At 67.8% G+C, this 19394-nt stretch carries 15 protein-coding genes and 1 riboswitch; of the genes, 8 read left to right on the forward strand and 7 right to left on the reverse strand.

Going from position 1 to position 19394, the window contains the following annotated elements; translation table 11 throughout:
* Positions 1–17 precede the first annotated feature (17 nt).
* The 4 genes from G6N09_RS10415 (at position 18) to G6N09_RS10430 (ending at position 5165) form a co-directional block, all read left to right on the forward strand.
* Entirely contained in the window at positions 18–776 is a 759-nt protein-coding gene (locus G6N09_RS10415; protein ID WP_083022602.1) for an SGNH/GDSL hydrolase family protein, read from the forward strand.
* A gap of 90 nt (positions 777–866) precedes the next feature.
* Entirely contained in the window at positions 867–2312 is a 1446-nt protein-coding gene (locus tag G6N09_RS10420) for a M28 family metallopeptidase (RefSeq protein ID WP_407662690.1), read from the forward strand.
* Positions 2309–3766 carry a M28 family peptidase gene (locus G6N09_RS10425; protein ID WP_083022604.1) on the forward strand — a complete coding sequence of 486 codons (1458 nt, stop codon included), beginning with the start codon at positions 2309–2311 and terminating at the stop codon, positions 3764–3766. Before G6N09_RS10420 ends, G6N09_RS10425 begins: the two co-directional genes overlap by 4 nt.
* Before the next feature lie 250 nt (positions 3767–4016).
* Entirely contained in the window at positions 4017–5165 is a 1149-nt protein-coding gene (locus G6N09_RS10430; protein ID WP_179959825.1) for a TetR/AcrR family transcriptional regulator, read from the forward strand.
* 153 nt (positions 5166–5318) lie between these two features.
* Here G6N09_RS10430 and G6N09_RS10435 read toward each other — a convergent pair whose 3' ends face one another.
* Positions 5319–6803: a flavin-containing monooxygenase gene (locus G6N09_RS10435; protein WP_083022607.1), complete on the reverse strand. Its 1485-nt coding sequence runs from the start codon at positions 6801–6803 to the stop codon at positions 5319–5321.
* A gap of 107 nt (positions 6804–6910) precedes the next feature.
* Here G6N09_RS10435 and G6N09_RS10440 point away from each other — a divergent pair, with 107 nt between their 5' ends.
* A complete protein-coding gene (locus tag G6N09_RS10440) occupies positions 6911–7090 on the forward strand; it encodes a hypothetical protein (RefSeq protein WP_083022608.1) in 180 nt (59 codons plus the stop codon).
* A gap of 79 nt (positions 7091–7169) precedes the next feature.
* The gene (locus G6N09_RS10445; RefSeq protein WP_083022609.1) at positions 7170–8171 is read left to right on the forward strand and encodes a beta-ketoacyl-ACP synthase III; all 1002 of its coding nucleotides are present in this window, start codon (positions 7170–7172) and stop codon (positions 8169–8171) included.
* A gap of 10 nt (positions 8172–8181) precedes the next feature.
* On the opposite strand, the gene G6N09_RS10450 is transcribed toward G6N09_RS10445, so the two are convergent.
* Genes G6N09_RS10450 through thiC form a run of 3 tightly spaced genes read right to left on the reverse strand, consistent with a single transcriptional unit; the run spans position 8182 to position 11287 of the window.
* On the reverse strand, positions 8182–8805 hold the full coding sequence (locus G6N09_RS10450) for an alpha/beta hydrolase family protein (RefSeq protein ID WP_083022797.1): 624 nt from the start codon (positions 8803–8805) through the stop codon (positions 8182–8184).
* On the reverse strand, positions 8805–9644 hold the full coding sequence (thiD, locus tag G6N09_RS10455; RefSeq protein ID WP_083022610.1) for a bifunctional hydroxymethylpyrimidine kinase/phosphomethylpyrimidine kinase: 840 nt from the start codon (positions 9642–9644) through the stop codon (positions 8805–8807). The genes G6N09_RS10450 and thiD overlap by 1 nt, the downstream gene beginning before the upstream one ends.
* Positions 9644–11287, reverse strand: coding sequence for a phosphomethylpyrimidine synthase ThiC (gene thiC, locus G6N09_RS10460; RefSeq protein WP_083022611.1), 1644 nt, complete (start codon positions 11285–11287; stop codon positions 9644–9646). The genes thiD and thiC overlap by 1 nt, the downstream gene beginning before the upstream one ends.
* 245 nt (positions 11288–11532) lie before the next feature.
* On the opposite strand from thiC, the gene G6N09_RS10465 reads away from it, so the two are divergent.
* On the forward strand, positions 11533–13296 hold the full coding sequence (locus tag G6N09_RS10465) for an MFS transporter (RefSeq protein ID WP_083022612.1): 1764 nt from the start codon (positions 11533–11535) through the stop codon (positions 13294–13296).
* A gap of 124 nt (positions 13297–13420) precedes the next feature.
* A riboswitch (M-box (ykoK) riboswitch) is annotated at positions 13421–13588 on the forward strand.
* Between the two features lie 225 nt (positions 13589–13813).
* Complete coding sequence (locus G6N09_RS10470) at positions 13814–14017, forward strand: Rv1535 family protein (protein WP_083022613.1); 204 nt, start codon at positions 13814–13816, stop codon at positions 14015–14017.
* An 18-nt stretch (positions 14018–14035) separates the two neighbouring features.
* On the opposite strand, the gene G6N09_RS10475 is transcribed toward G6N09_RS10470, so the two are convergent.
* Genes G6N09_RS10475 through G6N09_RS10485 form a run of 3 tightly spaced genes read right to left on the reverse strand, consistent with a single transcriptional unit; the run spans position 14036 to position 19303 of the window.
* Positions 14036–14314, reverse strand: coding sequence for a hypothetical protein (locus G6N09_RS10475; RefSeq protein ID WP_083022614.1), 279 nt, complete (start codon positions 14312–14314; stop codon positions 14036–14038).
* Entirely contained in the window at positions 14311–18792 is a 4482-nt protein-coding gene (locus G6N09_RS10480) for a cation-translocating P-type ATPase (RefSeq protein WP_083022615.1), read from the reverse strand. Before G6N09_RS10480 ends, G6N09_RS10475 begins: the two co-directional genes overlap by 4 nt.
* Before the next feature lie 10 nt (positions 18793–18802).
* The gene (locus G6N09_RS10485; protein WP_083022616.1) at positions 18803–19303 is read right to left on the reverse strand and encodes a hypothetical protein; all 501 of its coding nucleotides are present in this window, start codon (positions 19301–19303) and stop codon (positions 18803–18805) included.
* Between the last annotated feature and the right edge of the window lie 91 nt (positions 19304–19394).

Below are 19394 nucleotides of genomic sequence, written 5' to 3' on the forward strand. Positions count from 1 at the left end.
TTCGGAGGTCGCCGATAGTGAATCGCTATGTCGCACTGGGAAGTTCCATGGCGGCCGGCCCCGGAATTCGGCCGCTGGCTGCGGGCGCTCCCCGGGTGGCGGGCCGCTCGGCGCGTAACTACCCGCGCCTGGTCGCCCACGCGCTGGGGCTCGATCTGGTCGACGTCACGTTCTCCGGTGCCACCACCGCCCATCTGCTGAGCGAGCGTCAACTCGGCGTGCCCCCACAGATCGAGACGCTCGACGGCTCGGAAACCCTGGTCACCATCACCATCGGTGGCAACGACGTCGGTTACGTGCCGTTGTTGATGGGCGCGACTCTGCCCGGGCTGTTCCGGCGGCTCCCGGCGGTCGCCGAGCTGCTCGATCCGGGCCTGCGCGAGCAGGCGCTGAGCGAAGTCGAACCTGCGCTGCAGGCGGTCGGCGCCGCGGTGCGGAGCCGATCACCGCGCGCTCGGGTGATATTCGTCGACTACCTGACCCTGCTGCCGCCGGCCGGCGAACGGGCCGGGCGATTGCCGGAGGACGTGGTGCACCTGGCTCGCCACGTCGCCGACGGGTTACAGCGGTGCACCGCGGCGGCGGCCGCCACCACCGGCTGTGAACTGGTCCGTGCCGGTGTGGCCAGTCGCGAGCACCACCCGTGGTCGGCGCAACCCTGGACGGTGGGCCCGGGGCTGCCGTTGCCCTGGCGGCCGTGGCCCTTTCATCCCAACGCCGCTGGTATGGCCGCGGTCGCCGGGTTGGTCGCCATGAGCTGCGGCGGCCGGGCCTGACCTCGTATCCGCTGCACACCTACTAACGTGGTCGCGGTGGAATACAAGTCGAAGTTGATCCCCGTCCTCGGCGTCGCGCTGGTCGGTGCGCTGTTCAGCGCCGGCTGCAGCCGCACCACGGAAAACGCCGAGCACGGAGTGGATCCGGCCGCGGTCGTGGAGTTCGCCAACAGCCTGCGCGACAAGGTCACCGTCGACGCCATGATGACCCACCTGCAGAAGTTGCAGGAGATTGCCGACGCCAACAACGGCACACGTGCTATCGGAACTCCGGGTTACGACGCCAGCGTCGAGTATGTTGCCGGCGCCTTGCGTGAGCACGGCTTCGACGTCGAGACCCCCGAGTTCATCGCCCGGGTGTTCAAGTCCGAGCCGGGATCGGTGCACCTCGGCGACAAGACTGTTGAGGCTCGGGCCCTGATGTACAGCCTCGGTACGGCGCCCGAGGGCATCACCGGTCCCCTGGTGGCCGCTCCCGCCGACGACAGCCCGGGCTGTAGCGCCGAAGACTATGACGGGCTGACGGTCAAGGACGCGGTGGTGCTGGTCGATCGCGGCACTTGTCCGTTCAAGGAGAAGATGGCCGTCGCCGTCGGGCTGGGTGCGGTGGCGCTGGTGGTCGCCGACAGTGTCGACGAGCCGAAGATGGGCGGCACCCTGGGCGAGCAGACCGACGTCACGGTTCCGGTGGTGAGCGTGACCAAGGCTGACGGTGCGATGCTGCGCGAGGGGCACGGGCCGCTCACGCTCAAGCTCGACGCCCACACCGATGACATCCCGTCCCGCAACATCATCGCCCAGACCAAGACCGGGGCGGCCGACAACGTGGTCATGATCGGCGCCCACTTGGACAGTGTCCCGGAGGGACCGGGCATCAACGACAACGGCTCCGGTGTCGCCGCAGTGCTGGAGACCGCCCTGCAGTTGGGGGAATCGCCGCAGGTGAACAACGCGGTGCGGTTCGGCTTCTGGGGTGCCGAGGAGCTTGGACTGATCGGTTCGCGCAAGTACGTCGAGTCCCTCGATGTCGAGCAACTCAAGAACATCGCCATGTATATGAACTTCGACATGCTCGGTTCGCCGAATCCGGGCTACTTCACCTATGACGGCGACCAATCCCTGCCGGCGGACAAGCGGGGCCAGCCGGTGGTGCCGGAGGGTTCGGCCGGTATCGAGCGGACCATGGTCGCCTACCTCAAGTCCGCCGGTAAAGAGGCACGTGACACCTCGTTCGACGGGCGGTCTGACTATGACGGCTTCACCCAGGCCGGCATCCCTTCTGGCGGGTTGTTCTCCGGCGCGGAGGTGAAGAAGTCGGACGAGGAGGCCAAGCTGTGGGGCGGTACCGCTGATGAGCCGTTCGACCCGAACTATCACCAAAAGGGCGACACCGTGGCAAACATCGATCGTGACGAGCTGGCGATCAACGGCGGCGGGGTGCCCTACTCCGTCGGGTTCTACGCCCAGGACCTCAGCGGCCGCAATGGAGTTCCGGTGCGAGACGACCGCACCCGTCACGTGCTCACCCAACCGTGATCCATCCGGCGGGAGCCCTGCTGGTCGCCGTCGGCGTGCTGGCCGGCTGCTCGCCGGAGCCTGCGGCACCTCCGCTGTCGAATCGGCTGGCCGGCCAGGTCACTGTCGCGGCGATGGTGACGCATCTGCAGCGGCTGCAGGAGATCGCCGACGCACACCAACGGAATCGGGCCGATGGGACGGCGGGGTTCGACGCCAGCGCCGACTACGTGGCCAACACCCTGCGAGACAGGGGCTTCGAGGTGCAGACTCCGGAGCTCACCCGGCTAGACACCCGCTCGCAGGGCAAGCCCACCCTGACCGTCGGTGGGGTGGGATACGGGGTGGATCAGGCGTCACTGCTGGTACGCACACCGGCCCGTGGCGTCACCGGCCCGGTTGTCCGGCCCACCCGGTCATCAGGCTGCGCGGCGGCTGACTATCCACCCACCGTGCCCCGCGGGGGCATCGCGGTGGTCAGCGATGCTGGTTGTTCGGTCGTGGTCAAGCAGAACGTCGCCGCCGAGCGCGGCGCAGCGGCTGTGGTGGTGGTGAGCCTGCCGAGCCGTAGTGGTGCCCCGGCGGGGCTGTTTCCGCCCGAGTACTACGACCAACTCACGATGCCGGTGGCGGTGGTCGGGCGCGACGGCGACAACGCGCTTCGCCGCACCACCGGGACGGTCCGGCTGGTGCTTGACGCCAACACCGTCAAAGTCACTTCCCGCAATGTCGTGGCGCAGACCAGAACCGGCTCCGAGCATGACGTGGTGATGGTCGGAGCGCACCTGGACAGCGCGCCGGGCGGGCCGGGAATCAACGACAACGGTTCCGGAGTGGCCGCGGTATTGGAGACCGCGCTGCAGTTGGGCCCCGAACCGGCGGTGACCAACGCGGTGCGGTTCGCGTTCTGGGGCGCTGAGGAACAACAGCTGGGCGGTTCCAGTGACTACGTCTTCGGGCTCGACCGCGACCAGCTCAACGACATCGCCCTGTACCTCAACTTCGATATGCTTGCCTCCCCGAATTCCGGGTTCTTCACCTACGACGGGGACCAGTCCGCACTGCCCAGCCGCGACATCGCCCCCGATGATGTCCCGGTGGGCTCGGCAGGCATCGAGCGCACGCTGGCCGGCTACCTCAATCTGGTGGGGGTGCGGCCCGCCGACATGCCGCTGAGCAGTAACACCGACTACAGCCCCTTCGTGGTGGCCGGGGTGCCCATCGGGGGCATCACCACCGGCGCGTCGCAGCTCAAGACCACCGCCCAGGCCCGGTTGTGGGGTGGCAAAGCCGGCGCGGCGTTCGACCCGAACTACCGTGGTCCCGGCGACACGGTCGAACACATCAGTCAGCATGCGCTGGCATTGACCGGAGCCGCGGTCGCGTTCACCGTGGCAAACTATGCACAGTCCATCGGCGGGCCCAACGGAGTGCCCGAACGCGACAGGCGTCACCGGGTGGCGCTGGGACCTTAGACGTTGACCGGCGAGGGGTTTGTATGCCCAGGCCGGTGTAGCCGGTTCACCCGGCTGTGTTAATAATGCTGTGCACGTGACAGAGCTGGCCTGAGTTGATCGGGGGGGGGTGGTGACCACGCTTGGTGCCACGAACGACCCAGGCGGACGCGCTGGTGCCCGCATAAAGAGGCGACCTAAGGACCGCAAGGCGCAGATCACCCGTGCCGCAGCGGAGACGTTCAGTTCTCAGGGCTACCACGCGACCAGCATGGAGGCTATTGCCTCCAAGGTCGGAATCTCTGCGCCGGCGCTGTACCGGCACTATCCCAGCAAGTACGAGATGTTCAAGGTCGTCGTCGGTTCGCTGGGCCAGCAATTGGTCGACTCCAGTTCGTTCGTCGACGAGCTGTCCGATGCCGACGTGCAACAGGACGCCTCGGCGGTGCTGGATCGGATCGTCGACGGTCTCATCACGTCGTCGATTCTCAACCGCGAGGCCAGCGGGTTGTTCCGTTGGCAGGCGCGTTACCTTGAGCCTGAGGACCACGCCCGGCTCATGATGCACATGGAGACGGTCGGTGCGCGCTTGAAGCGGCCGATCAGCGTCCTGCGTCCGGAACTGAACTCCTTGGAGCAGTGGACACTGACAGTGGCGCTGGTCAGCGTCGCCGGCAGCATCATCGGCCACCGCCTGCAGCTCCCCGACGATGAGATCAAGCCGTTGCTCATGACCGCGGCGCGCTCCGTGGCCTCGGCGCAACTTCCAGGTGCTGATGACATCGGCGTCACCCGGCCGACGGTGTGGCGGATATTCACCCCCGATGCCGGTCCCTATGAGGCACTGCTGAACGCAGCGGTCCTGCTGTTCGGCAAGCAGGGCTATGCCGAGACCGGCGTCACCGAGATCGCTGACGCCGTGGGCGTTCCGGCATCCGGGGTCTACCGCTACTTCTCCAGCAAGAGCGACATCCTGACGACGGGTCTGCAGCGCGCCGTGGACCGGATAGCCGGGGAGATGGCGGCGATCGCCGGTGTCTTCGCCGAGCCCGACGAGGCGCTGCGCCGGTTGATCGAGGCCTATGTGGCCACGGTGTTCGCCAACCCCGAGCTGGCGTCGGTCTATGACACGGAGCGGGTGAATCTGGCGCCCGCGGAGCGTGAACTGCTCCGCGACTCGGAGCGGGCCTTCATCGAGACCTGGGCTCGACCGCTGATAGACATTCGTCCGGGTCTGGATGCGATGCACGCGAAGTTCCTGGTGCACGCACTGGCCGCACTCGTGGACGACCTGGGTCGGCTGGCCCGCGGTGGAGAGATACCGGGTCAGGGTTTTCTTGCCGGAGGCCCGGGTTACGCGCAGGCCTGCCTGCGCAGGCTGATGGAGTCCATCGTGTTCGCCGGTATCGAGGAGAACTGAGAGACCTCGCCTGGGGCGAGCCTGGCCGAACCGCAAGGTTTTTGAGGCGTTCCCAGCTTCGCCTCTCCTGCGTCGAGCCTCGCTGAACCGCGGGGTTTTTGAGGCGTTCCCAGCTTCGCCTCTCCTGCGTCGAGCCTCGCTGAACCGCCTGGCTCAGGCGATTTCGTAGTCCTCCAGCGGGAAATGCGAGCCGTCTCGCACCGCATTGCGCACCGTGGTGGGCCGCAGCAGGGTCGCTTCGCCACTGGGGTTGTAGTAGTAGGACCGTGACGTCGTGCAGTCCCCGGCGTAGAACACCGTGTTGTCCAGCCGCTTGGTCATGGCGTCCAGGAACCTGGTGTTGGCGGCCTCGGTGACCTCGAACGTCGTCGCGTTGCGGCGCTGCAACTCGCCGAACAGCCGGCCCATGTGCCGCATCTGGTATTCCATGGTGTTAAAGAACGACAGGCCGGAGAACCCGTAGGGGCTGGCCAGGCTCAGGAAGTTCGGGAAATACGGAACCGACAGGCCCTGGTAGGCCTGGAAACGGGTCTCCCGCCACCACTTACCGAGGTTGCGTCCGTCCCTGCCGACGATCTCGATCGCCGGGAAGTTGGCCTCCCAGAGGTCATACCCGGTGGCCAGCACCAGGGTGTCGATGACAGTCTTGCGGCCGTCGACGGTGACGATGCCATCCGGCTCGATCCGCTCGATGCCGGTGGTCTCCAGGTGTACATGCGGCTTGGTGAAGCTGCGGTAGTAGTCGTTGGACCAGCTGGGCCGCTTGCAGCCGATGTCATAGTTCGGGGTCAGTTTGGCCCGGAGTTCTTTGTCCCGGACCTGGGCGAACCGGTGCATCTTGCACGCGTCCATCCCGGCGATCGACAGCCGCCGGAAAGCGGGATAGTTCAACACCGCCGTCACCGTCATGAACTCAAGCAGGTAGTCGCTGATGAAACGCATCCCCCGCTGGGCGAACGGAACCCGCGCGAACAGTTTCTGCAGCCACGCCGGGATACGGAAATCGATCTTGGGTGCCACCCAGATCGCGGTGCGCTGAAACACGGTCAGGTCGGCGACGGTCTTGGCCAGCTGCGGAATCAGCTGCACAGCGGTCGCGCCGGTGCCGATCTGGCCGACCCGGCGGCCGGTGAAGTCGTAGTCGTGGTCCCAGGCGGCGGTGTGCACGACCTTGCCGGCAAAACTGTCGATCCCGGCGATGTCGGGGTTGCGTGGCTGGGACAAGAAGCCGGTGGCGGTGATCAGGAATCGGGCGCTCAGCGTCTGGCCGTCGGACAGGCTCACCTGCCAGCGCTGGGCCTCTTCATCCCAGCGCGCGCTGTCCACGGTGGTGTTGAAGCGCATGTGGCGGCGCACGTCATACTTATCGGCGACGTGCTCGGCGTACTGTTTGATCTCCTCGCCGGGAGCGAACATCCGCGACCAGCGGGGATTCGGCTCGAACCAGTACGCGTAGGTGGTCGACGGGATGTCGACGGCCAGGCCGGGATAGTGATTGACGTGCCACGTTCCGCCGAGATTGTCTTCCCGCTCCAGCAGCACGATGTCGTCGTAGCCGAGCTTCTTCAGCTCGATGGCCGCGCCCATGCCGCCGAAGCCAGCACCCACGATGACGACGTCGAACTGCTCCATACCCATGAAAATTAAGGTACCTGACCCACCAGTAACCAGCGAAGCAACCGTGCGGCCACGGCGATCGGAGACAATGGGAGGTCCACACCGCTCACGACTTCGGGAGGAGAGTCATGACCAGCCGTGATGCCGAAGCCAGCGATGCCGATCTCGCCGAGCAGGCGGTCCCGGTGGTGCGGGCCGACGAGGAGGCTCCGGGCGCCGAGATCACTCCCGGCGACAACGCCGACATCGCCGATGTGATCGAACAACACCAGGGGTTGCCCTCGGATGAGGACGACTACGACCGCTGAGGCCGTACCCCCGGGGCTGCCGAGACGCTAGGGTGAGACGCTTCGGCCAGCTGTTGTCCAACCACGGAGAGACACCTACTTGAGCAAGATTCGCCATGCCGCGACAAACCGTCCGGTCGGCCTGCTCGGCGTAGGCGCCGCTCGCCCGCCGCGTGTGGTCACCAACGATGAGATCTGCCAGCACATCGACTCCTCCGACGAGTGGATCTTTTCGCGCACCGGGATCAAGACCCGACGATTCGCCGGGGAGGCCGACACCGTGACGGGCCTGGCCATCGAGGCAGGCCGCAACGCGCTGGCGCATGCCGGGATCGACGGCGCCGCAGTGGATGCGGTGATCGTGGCTACCAGTACCAACTTCCGCCAGACCCCCTCGTGTGCGCCCACCGTCGCGGTCGGTCTCGGCGCGCCAGGGGTGCCGGCGTTCGATGTGGCCACCGGGTGCGCGGGATTCGGCTATGCCCTGTCAGTGGCGGCCGATCTGCTCCGCGGCCGCACCGTCAACACCGCGTTGGTGATCGGTTCTGAGGTGCTCTCCCCGACGATCGACATGACCGATCGCTCGAATTGCTTCATCTTCGGTGACGGAGCCGGGGCGGTCGTGGTCGGGGAGACGCCGGCGCACGGTATCGGCGCGACGGTCTGGGGCACCGACGGCCAGTACTGTGACGCGATCCGTCAGGACATCGACTGGATCAGCTACACCGAGCTGCCGGACGGCCAGCGCCCTTTCCTCCGGATGGACGGAAGCACGGTATTCCGTTGGGCAGCATACGAAATGAGCGGCGTCGGGAAACGTGCCATCGCGGCGGCGGGTCTGGAAGCCCACGACATCGATGTCTTCATTCCCCACCAGGCCAATGCCCGGATCAACGCCCTGATCGCCAAGAGCCTTGAGTTGCGCCCCGACGTCGTCATCGCCAACGACATCGAGCACAGCGGCAACACCTCCGCAGCCTCCATCCCGCTGGCGATGGAGCAACTGCTGACGGCCGGCACCGCCAAGTCCGGTGATCTGGCCCTGCTACTGGGCTACGGGTCGGGATTGAGCTACGCGGCCAGCGTCGTCGTGCTGCCCTGACCTGGCGGGTTCAGCCCAGCAGGCGCAGCGCCGCATCCACCGCCAGCGTGGGCACGTCCAGGGTCTTCGACGCCAGATCGTGGCGGGCACCGGGAATCTCGACGACCTCATGCGGGGCGGGAATCAGTGCGGCGGCGGCGCGAATCTCGGCGCCGGTGCCGAAGCTGTCCGAGCCTCCGTGGGTGAACACCGTCGGCACCCCGATCGTTGGCAGATGCTCGGTTCGGGTGCGCTCGGGTTTCCCCGGGGGATGCAGCGGATAGGAGAACAACGTCAGCAGGTCGACGGCAACACCTCCGGCGGCCACCACCATCGAGGTCTGTCGGCCGCCGTAGGAATGCCCTCCGACGATCAGCGGGCCGTCGGCCAGGCCGCGGACATACCCGATCGCCTCGGTGATGCCGTCGCGGTCGCCGGTGCCCGACCCCGACGGCGGGCCCTTGGGGCGGCGTCGCCGGAACGGCAGGTTGTAGCGGATCGCCAGGTAGCCGCGGCGTGACCACTCCTGACACAGCCGTTGCAGCATCGGCGAGTCCCGATCACCTCCGGCGCCGTGGGCCAGCAGCACCACCCCCGCCGGTGTGCTCTCAGGCAGGTGGGCGATTCCGGCTATCTCCAACAGGTCTTGGCTGATCACGAGCGGTTCGCTCCCAGCCGGAACAGTGGTGAGACCGGGCCGTGTCCGTGGCCCAGGGGGTAGGCGGCCCGCAGGCACTCGGTGACCCAGCGCTTGGCGAAACCCACTGCGTCCGGAACGGAGAAACCCTGGGCCAGTGCCGCCGCCGTCGCCGCCGCGAGCGTGTCACCGGCGCCGTGGTCGTCGGCGGTGGACACCCTCGGCCCTGGGAACTCCAGAAAATCGTCGCCGTCGAACAGCAGGTCTGGACTGTGTTGGGTGGACGGGAGGTGCCCGCCTTTAACCAACACCCACTGAGGTCCCAACGCGTGCAGTGCACGGGCGGCAGCCCGCTGTGATGCGGCGTCAACGACGTCGATCCCGACCAGCAACCGCACCTCGTGCAGGTTCGGCGTCACCAGGGTCGCGAGCGGGAACAGGCTGTCGCGCAGCGCATCCAGCGCCGACGACGCCAGCAGGGCATCACCATGCATGGAAGCCGACACCGGGTCGACCACCAACGGAACGGTCAGCCCGAGTTCCCGCCAGGTGGCGGCCACAGCGGTGATGATCTCAGCCGACGCCAGCATCCCGGTCTTGGCGGCCTGGATTCCGATGTCAGACACCACCGCCACGATCTGGGCGGCGACGGTGCTGGCAGGAACCTCGTGAAAGCTCTTCACTCCCAGTGTGTTCTGCACGGTCACTGCAGTCACCGCGACGCACGCGTGCACCCCGAGCATTGCGCTGGTGCGCATGTCCGCCTGAATGCCGGCGCCGCCGCCGGAATCCGATCCGGCAACGGTGAGTATCCGCACCGGAGTGGTCGCCGGCGGGGATAGCGGCAGGAACTCCACTAGGTGGTGATGGGCAGGTACACCCGGTTGCCGTGATCGGCGAACTCGGCCGACTTCTCATCCATGCCTTTGGCGATGGCGGCGTCTATGTCGTCCTGGGTCTGCAACCCGTGCTCACTGGCGTAGTCGCGCACGTCGTGGCTGATCCGCATCGAGCAGAACTTCGGTCCGCACATCGAGCAGAAGTGCGCGGACTTGGCCGGCTCGGCCGGCAGCGTCTCGTCGTGGTATTCACGCGCCGTGTCCGGATCCAGGGACAACGCGAACTGGTCGTACCACCGAAACTCGAAGCGGGCCTTGGACAGTGCGTTATCGCGGTCCTGAGCGCCCGGATGTCCCTTGGCCAGGTCGGCGGAGTGCGCGGCGATCCGATAGGCGATCACGCCGTCCTTGACGTCCTTGCGATCCGGCAGTCCCAGGTGCTCCTTGGGGGTCACGTAGCACAGCATCGCGGTCCCGGCCTGGGCGATGATGGCCGCGCCGATCGCCGAGGTGATGTGGTCGTAGGCCGGTGCGATGTCGGTTGCCAGCGGCCCCAGGGTGTAGAACGGCGCCTCGTCGCACCATTCCTCCTCCAGCCGGACGTTCTCGACGATCTTGTGCATCGGGACGTGCCCCGGGCCTTCGATCATCACCTGTGCGCCACGCGATTTGGCGATCTTGGTCAGCTCACCCAGGGTGCGCAGTTCGGCGAACTGCGCCTCGTCGTTGGCGTCGGCGATCGAACCGGGCCGCAGACCGTCGCCGAGGGAGAACGTGACGTCGTAGCTGGCCAGAATGTCGGCCAGTTCCTCGAAGTGGGTGTAGAGGAACGATTCCTGATGCCGCGACAGGCACCACGCCGCCATGATCGAACCGCCGCGAGACACGATGCCGGTGACCCGCTTGGCAGTCAGTGGCACATAGCGCAACAGCACCCCGGCGTGCACGGTCATGTAGTCCACGCCCTGCTCGCACTGCTCGATCACGGTGTCTCGGTACAGCTCCCAGGTCAGTTTGGTCGGGTCGCCGTTGACCTTCTCCAGCGCCTGGTAGATCGGCACCGTACCGATCGGCACCGGGGAGTTGCGCAGAATCCACTCCCGGGTCTCGTGAATGTCCTTGCCGGTGGACAGGTCCATCACGTTGTCGGCGCCCCAGCGGGTGGCCCACACCAGCTTGTCCACCTCTTCGGCGATCGAGCTGGTGACGGCGGAGTTGCCGATATTGGCGTTGATCTTCACCTTGAACGCCTTGCCGATGATCATCGGCTCCAGCTCGGGATGGTTGTGGTTGGCCGGGATCACCGCCCGCCCACGCGCGACCTCGTCGCGGACCAGTTCGGCAGGAACCCCCTCGCGGGCGGCGATGAAGGCCATCTCGGCGGTGATCTCACCGGCCTGGGCGCGCTGCAACTGGGTGCCCCGATCCCGCACCACACCTGGGCGCGGCGGCAAGCCGCGATGCAGGTCGATGTCGGCATTGGTCTCGGTGTACGGGCCGGAGGTGTCGTAGACGTCGAAGTGCTCACCGGTGGTCAGGTTGATCCGCCGGAATGGCACCTTCATCACGACGCCACCGGGCGCCTCGATTTCGCGGTAGACCTTCTCGCTGTAGGGGATGGGCCCGGTGGTCACCTGCGGCTCGGTCACGACATCAGTCATGTTTCTTCCTCTCCCTTGCCGGCATTACCCGATCAGGTTCGTACGGTCGACGGCATCGGCCGTCCTCTCAGCGCACTGCCTGCGCTCCCGCGGTTTCTATGAGTTCAGCACTGTCGATTGGTGCACTGCCACGCTATCGCAGCGCGGCACCCGAAGTAAGGCGCTGCAGGCTCCGAACGCAATTAGGTGCCTAATCATTTGCTTAGCTAATATATGTGGCCGGAGCAGAGGGAGCTGATAGAGGCATGACGTCGCAGATCGAGCAGGGCAGTCTCGACGTCGCGGACCCGGATCCGGGTGCGGTCGCCACCGCGCGCCGCCGGCTTCGCTACGACCGTGACCACCCGCGCTACAAATGGGTCGCACTGTCCAACACCACCCTGGGCGTGGTGCTGGCCACCATCAACGGCTCGATCGTGCTGATCTCGATGCCGGCGATCTTCCGGGGTATCGGTCTGAACCCGCTGGAGCCGGCGAACGTCAGCTACCTGCTGTGGATGTTGATGGGCTATCTCCTGGTGTCGGCCGTGCTGGTGGTGTTCTTCGGCCGGCTCGGGGACATGTTCGGCAGGGTGCGGATCTACAACGTCGGATTCGTGGTGTTCACCGTGGCCGCGATCGCGTTGTCGGTCGACCCGTTCGACATGGGCCGCGGCGCGCAGTGGCTGATCGCGTGGCGGGTGGTCCAGGGTGTGGGCGGTGCGATGTTGATGGCGTCGTCGTCGGCGATCCTCACCGACGCATTCCCGGCCAATCAGCGTGGCATGGCCCTGGGTGTCAACCAGGTGGCCGCCGTCGCGGGGTCCTTCGTCGGTCTGCTCATCGGTGGCGTGCTGTCGGAATGGGACTGGCGAGCGGTGTTCTGGGTCGGGGTGCCGATCGGAGTGCTGGGCAGCGTCTGGTCACTGCGCTCGCTACACGAGCTTGGCCAGCGGGCACCGGCGAAGCTGGACTGGGCGGGCACCGCCACCCTGGGCCTGGGCCTGACCGTGTTGCTGACCGCCATCACCTACACCATTCAGCCGCATGGGGATTCGCCGACCAGCTGGACCAGTCCGGCCGTGCTGGGTTCGCTGGCGCTCGGCGTGGTGCTGCTGGTCCTGTTCTGCTTCATCGAGTTGCGGGTCGCGGCGCCGTTGCTCGACGTACGGCTGTTCATGATTCCCGCGTTCGGGATCGCCAATGCCGCCGGCCTGTTGTCGGCGATCGGTCGTGGCGGAATGCAGTTCATGCTGATCATCTGGCTGCAGGGCATCTGGCTGCCGCTGCACGGCTACAGCTATGAATCGACGCCATTGTGGGCGGGCATCTACCTGCTGCCTATGACTGCCGGATTCTTGTTGGCCGGTCCACTGGCCGGCTCGTTGTCGGATCGCCATGGTGCCCGACCGTTCACCGTGGGCGGCATGCTGCTGATGGCGGCGACGTTCGTGGGGTTGGTGCTGCTTCCGGTCAATTTCGACTACTGGGTTTTTGCGGCGCTGGTGTTCCTCAACGGGCTGGGGGGCGGCATCTTCACCGCACCCAACAGTGCCGTGGTCATGTCCAGCGTGCCTGCCGATCAGCGGGGGGCGGCCTCGGGCGTGCGGGCCACGTTCTTCAATGCCGGTACGTCCCTGTCGATCGGCATCTTCTTCTCGCTGATGGTGATCGGCCTGGCCAACACACTGCCGGCGGCTTTGGAAACGGGGCTGCAGGCGCAGGGTGTGCCCGCCGACGTCGCCGACCAGGTGGCCAACACCCCGCCGGTGGGCAGCCTGTTCGCGGCGTTTCTGGGCTACAACCCGGTCGGTGAACTGCTGGCTCCGTCGGGTGTGCTGGCCCAGCCGGGTGTCGACGTGAACACCTTGACCGGGCACAGCTTCTTCCCGCAGCTGATCTCGGGTCCGTTCCATGCCGGCCTGGCCGTGGTGTTCGCCGCGGCGGCGGTGATGATGCTGCTCGGCGCGCTCGCATCGTGGCGCACGCCCGGCCGGTATGCCGCCGAGCCGGTGAACTCGCGGGACTGATTTCGGGTGCTGTTGGGGCCAAAGTGCTGGTAGGGGTGCGTGGATGTTGCGTTTCGGCAACGGTGCCCGACCCGCGCGGCGATGGAGTTGACCGAGTCTGACGCGTGAGGCACTATGGGTCATGCAAGCACCTCGTTAGGTGAGGCGTCTGCACGGACATAGGCCACTGACCCCGAACGTCGAAAGACGCCCCGGGTCAGGACAGCTCCTCCCGGCTTAAGGGTTGAGCCCAAGTGGCTTCCCGAAAGGGACACGCCGTGCAGTGTCGAAACTCTGACGAGAGGGGTGCGGTCTCCCGGGTATCGGGGCTGCCCTCCTACGCATGCGGTGAACCTGGCACGCCAGCGCGTGCCCGCGACCGAGAGGAGGTGTGGGACGAATGAGTTCCGGTGATAGTCCGAGTCGATATCTGACGTCTGTTCCGTCCCCATCCGAACGGTCGCATACCGCCTCCAGCTGAGCCACGACCTGGCTCTCTGTTGAGCGCGTAGCACCGTTACGCGACTAGGAGGCCATCATGGTTGCAATCGCTTACACCGACATCTCGGCTCCGGCCCCCCGTGCGACGAGCACGGTGAAGACGCTGGACCGTCGTCCTGCCGCGCCCGCCGCGCCCACCTCGGACCCGGTGGTCGACATGACCACGCGGCTGCTCAGTGGACCGCTGCACCAGATGTACGCACTCCTGTGGCGCGTCGGAGTGCTGACCGTCAGCGACTGAGCTTCAGTCAGAGGACGTCTACTCCGCGTCTTCTAAGGCCTCGCCGAGCTGTTCCAGAACCTCACTGCGGTGGTTGCTGGCCAAAATGTGGCCGGCAGCCACCGCCACGGCCACCGGCCAGTCGATGATCTCGAAAGCGGCCAGCAGTGCCAGCCCGCCGTAATAGGCCAGTTGCTCGGGTCGAGGCACCGTCACCTTGCCGAACAGCGGCAATTCCACGGCAAACCCCTCCGCGGCGCGAATGTGGGCGACGGCCTCCTGCTGGGATGCGTTGCGCCGCGGCTTGTCCGCCATCATGAACCTCCTGGTGGCGACTGATCGCCGGATGATCGGGCCGCGACCGTTACGCGGCGAGAGTCAGTGTCCTCATTGTGCACAAGCCGCAGCCGCGGCGCGGCCCGACCGTTGGAGGACGGCGGACCGTGCGGTTGCCGCGGTCCGGGAACAATGAACTCCTTGGGCTTCGCGGCGTTCTCCTGCAGCCCCGACCACAGCCGGGGTACCACGGCAGCGCCGACGGTGGCCACCGTCGCCGTGCCCAGCGCCTGGGCCCAGCCCAGCGGACCGATCGGGGTGCAACCCAGCAGCTGGCTCACACCGGGAATGGTGATCAAGGTCCCCATCACCCCGAGCGAGCCGAAGGCAGTTGCCACCACCACCGGATCGCGGGAGTCCAACAGGGTCTGCCCCAGCTGCGTGGCGACCAGTGACACCAACGCCACCGTGGAGGCCCGCTGCGGCAGGCCGGTGACCGAGGCCAGGCCCCATGCGCCCACCGCGGCCGACGCCGTCGTCACGCCGCGCACGGCGACCGTGCGCCACAGCGCGCGCTCGTCGGGACCGTGCCCGCCCGCGGCGGCCTGCTCGTTGAGGGAGCTGACCGCCAGTGCGGTGGCCGGCAACGCATCCGTCAGCATGTTGACCAGCAGCAGCTGGCGGGCGTTCAGCGGAGAGCGGCCGGTCAGCGCGCTGCCGATGATCGCGAATGCCACCTCGCCGGCGTTGCCACCCAGCAGCACCGCCACGGCGGCCTGCACCCGTTGCCACAACTCGCGGCCCTCGTCCAGCGCGTCGAGCAGCGTGTCGATTCGCTCGTCGAGCAGCACGACGTCGGCGGCGCTGCTGGCCGCCTCGCTGCCGTGTGCGACCACCGCGATCCCGACGGTGGCTGCGCGGATCGCCGCGGCGTCGTTGGCGCCGTCCCCGACCATCGCCGTGACCTGGCCGGTGCGTTCCAGGGTCTGGACGATCTGCACCTTGTTCTCGGGGGACATCCGAGCGAACACCACCCGATCGGCCACCGCGAGTTCCTGGTCCTTGCGGGACAACGCATCCCATTGTGCGCCGCTGATCACCTGATCGCTGTCGACCTCCAGGCCCAGCTCCCGTGCGATAGCCGTCGCGGTCAGCGGATGGTCGCCGGTGATGAGGCGCACCGGAATCCGACGGCGCTTGAGGTCGGCGAGCAGTTCGGTGGCCTCGTCGCGCGGGGTGTCGGACAGTCCGAGCAGGCCCACGAAGGTCAGACCTTCGCGGCAGACCTCGGCGATCTGGTCGGGTTCGGGATCTGCACCTAACGCCTTGCGCTGCGCGGGAGTCAGTTCCCTGCGGGCCACCGCGATCACCCGCAATCCGTCGCCGGCCAGCGCGGCCACCGACTGTTTGACGGCCGGACCGGCCCCGGTGCACGCCAACACCATTTCCGGGGCGCCCTTGAGCGTCAGCTCGGTGCCGCGCACCGACGCCGAGTACGGGCGCCCGGAGCGGAACGGCAGGTGCGCCGCGGGACCTGCAGGCGCGGATGCCCCCGCGGACTCAGCGCCTTCCACGATGGCGTTGTCTGTGGCGTGTACCTGGCGGGTGCCGTTGGGCACCGGTGCTGCGCTTGCCGCGAAGTGCAGCACGTCGTGCTCGGTGAAGCCCGCCGCCGGGTGTACCTGCGAGACCCGCAACCGGTTCTTGCTCAGTGTTCCGGTTTTGTCGAAACAGACGACGTCGACGCGGCCCAGCGCTTCCACCGAACGCGGCACCCGAACGAGCACCCCGGATTTGGTCAACCGTCGTGCCGACGCCTGTTGCGCCAGGGTGGCCACTAGGGGCAGGCCCTCGGGTATGGCCGCGACGCTGACCGCGATCCCGCTGGCCACTGCCTGCCGCAGCCCGATCCGGCGGGCCATGCCCAGCCCCGTTACCAGCGCACCGCCGGCCAGGCTGATCCGCCATGCCTTGCCGGTGAGCAGGCTCAGTTGATGCTGCAAGCCGACCGCGGAGTGCTCACCGGCCACCAGCTCGGCGGCCCGGCGTCCGTGGGTGTCGCCGCCGATCGCGGTCACCAATGCCACCGCGGTCCCGGTAACCACCGTGGTCCCGGCATAGACCATGCATTCGCGGTCGGCCAGATCGGCACCGGGAGTGGCCTCGACCTGCTTGACCACCGTCAGCGATTCGCCGGTCAGCGACGACTCGTCGACCTCGAGATCGATCGCGTCGATCAGCCGGCCATCGGCGGGAACCACCTCATGGGCATGCACCTCGATCACATCACCCGGCAGCAGTTCCTCGGCCGGGATCTCGCAGTGGCTGCCGTCCGGCAGCACCTTGCGCGCCGGGGCGACCTGCTCATTGAGCAGGACACTGAGCCGACGCTCGGCGACCAACCGCTGTGCGGCGGCCAGCATCGCGTTGCCGCCCAACACCGAGCCGACCAACATGGCGTCGACGGGGGAGCCCAGCACTGCGCTGGCTGCAGCCCCCAGCGCCAGCACCGGGGTGATCGGGTCGGACAGCTCGCTGCGCACGGCTTGGGCGAACTGCCGCAACAGCCGCGGCGGTGCGGTTCGCTGTGCCCCGCGGCGGGCAAGATCGACGGCCGCCAATGCGGCTGCGGCGGCGGGAGCGTGGTGCGGCGGGGTGGTCGACTCGTCCAACTCCGGTGGCGGCAGGACAGCCCGCACCTGGTCGACCGACATGGCGTGCCATTCGTGCACCGCCGCCGGTCGGGGTACCGCGGTGTCCACGGCGCGGCGGGCCAACCAGTAGCCCGACAGCGCTCCCGCTGCTGCTCCGGTGGTCACCGGACCCGGTCCGCTGCCGCGCACACCGGGCAGCATCAGCAGTGAACCCAAGGCGGTGGCGCCGGTGGCGAGCTCGACCCCGCGACGGCTGGCGGAGCGAGCGGCCGGCAGCGCGTGCAGGATGCGCCACACCGCGCCCAGGTCGGTCAGCAGCAGGTCGGCATACCAAGGTGGGACGCCGTCGTCAGGCAGCATGCCCAGCGCCACGTCGGCCGCCGCGAGCGCCTGCACGGCCGTGGCAGACAGCACCGCGACGTCATGGCCCTCGCCCTGGTAGGTGGACACCGCGGCAGCCAGGGCCTCGTCTGTGGAGGCCCCGTTCAGGGGCCTGATCTCGTCGAAGACCGGCCGCAGCTCACCGAGTGCCTCGGCCTCGACAGAGACCACTTCGACATCGGCGCGGCGGGCTTCGGTCACCACTGCGGCGGCCAGGGGAAGCAGTGCGGGCTGGAACGAGGCCTGTACGCCGGCTCGGGCGCCGACCCGATGCCATCCGGCGGTGAGTCCGGCCTCGGTCAACTTGGCTTGAGCCTGCGTCCACGCCGCACGCAGTTCGTCGTCGTCGGCGCCGCGTACCTGCATCACCCGCAGGGTGTCGCCACACAGCACGCGGGGATCGATGATCACGGTGTCAACGCGGTCGAGCTCACGCAGACTGCCCGGACGCAGCACCACGGTGCCGTGGTGATCGGCCAAACCCCGGCCCAGGGTGGCGGCGAATGCCTCGCGTGCCGTACGGGTCGCCTTGGGCGCGGTCACCGCGGCCGCCGTTCCGGCGAGATCGGGATTGCGGGTCACAGCACCGATCACCCCGGCGCCGACGACCTGTGCCCAGGCGCTCCGTGTCACGTGTCGTTCTACGGGACCGGCCGGTCGTGGCGACGGGCGTTGGGGTGCGGCCACCGGGGGGTGGCCGGCGTGGTCGGCGAGCTCCGGTTCGAGGCGGCGCCAGGCCCTTGCCTCGGCGCGTTCCTCCCCGGTGCGCATCGCCTCGACCGACAGGTCCACCGCCAGCGACGTCGGCGCCTGGTTGAGGGTGTGCACGCCCGCGCTGGCCAGCGCCAACAGGGCATCGGTCGCCTGCTTACCGAGGTTGTCCTCCAACAGCCGGCGCAGTCGGGGTTGGTAGTCGATGACGACCACGCCGGCTTCCAGGCCCAAGGGCAGGCCCGGCACCCGCAGCAGCCGCCCCACGGTTGCCACGCCGAGCCCGGCGATATTGGCGCCCAGTGTCGCCACACGCAGTGCCTGAGTCATTCCGTCACCGGGCAGGCTCACCGGCGGGCGTCCGCCGGCTGATTCCGCCCCGTACTGGCTCTCGGCGTCGGCGACCACCTGGCACAGTGCGCGCATCGACACGGTGTCACCGCCGGTGGTGTCCAGCCCGACCACCAGACGGGACAACGGGTGGTTCAACCGGACCGAGGTCACCCCGGGCAATGCACGGGCCGCGCCCTGCACTGCGGTCGCCAGTTCGGCTCCGGCGGGACCGTCGAGACCACGGACCTCGACCCAGGCCCGTCCCTCGCCGCGGAAGCATCGCCGGGACAGCACCGGAGCGCCGTCGCCGTTCGGCAACACCGCGCCGGCCACGTCGGCAGCGGTCTGCACCGAGGCCTCGACCAGTGCGGAGGTGAGTTGAATACCGAAATTTGCTGCGCGCAGCGGGAGAGAGCGCCGGAAGGCGTGGCCTAGATTCACTCGCACCCGACTAGTGGCGGGTGCGCGTGCGGGTGCTGCTGCCGGCGCCGGTACGCGTTTGCCGTGCCGCCGTCTTCTTCGGTTGCGGGCTGCGGCGCGCCGACGTCGAAGATCCCGTCGACTTCGCCGGCTTTGCGGCCTTGAGCGGCGGCACTGCCTGCACCGGCTTGGCCGGCCGTGCGGCCGGGGCGGGGGCCTTGGCCTGCGCCTTGCTGTCCTTAGACCGGTCCGACAGCTGCTTGAGCACCAGTGCCGTGCCGCCCACCGCCACCAAAACCGGCCACTCGACCAGCCCCGCAACGCCGAGGGCGCCCAGGGTCAGCGCAGCCGCCGGCGTCGAGTGGCTGCCGGTGCGCAGCCCGCGCTGAACGCCGCTAGCTGCTCCCTTCACGCCGCCGATTGCCCCGTTGACTGCGGCTCCGCCGATGGCTCCGGCCGCTTCAGTGGTCATCGTGACCGCGCGGCTTGCCGCTCCGGCCACTTTTCGTACCGTCCCTGCGACGGCGTTCATGGGAATTCCCTGCCCTTCAAATGAGCAAATTGGATAATCCGCCCATCTTATGCGCGATTCCGCCAGCGGTCCGAAATCCACACCGAATTCA

Origin of the sequence: Mycolicibacter minnesotensis, assembly GCF_010731755.1 — a bacterium.
GTDB lineage: Bacteria > Actinomycetota > Actinomycetes > Mycobacteriales > Mycobacteriaceae > Mycobacterium > Mycobacterium minnesotense.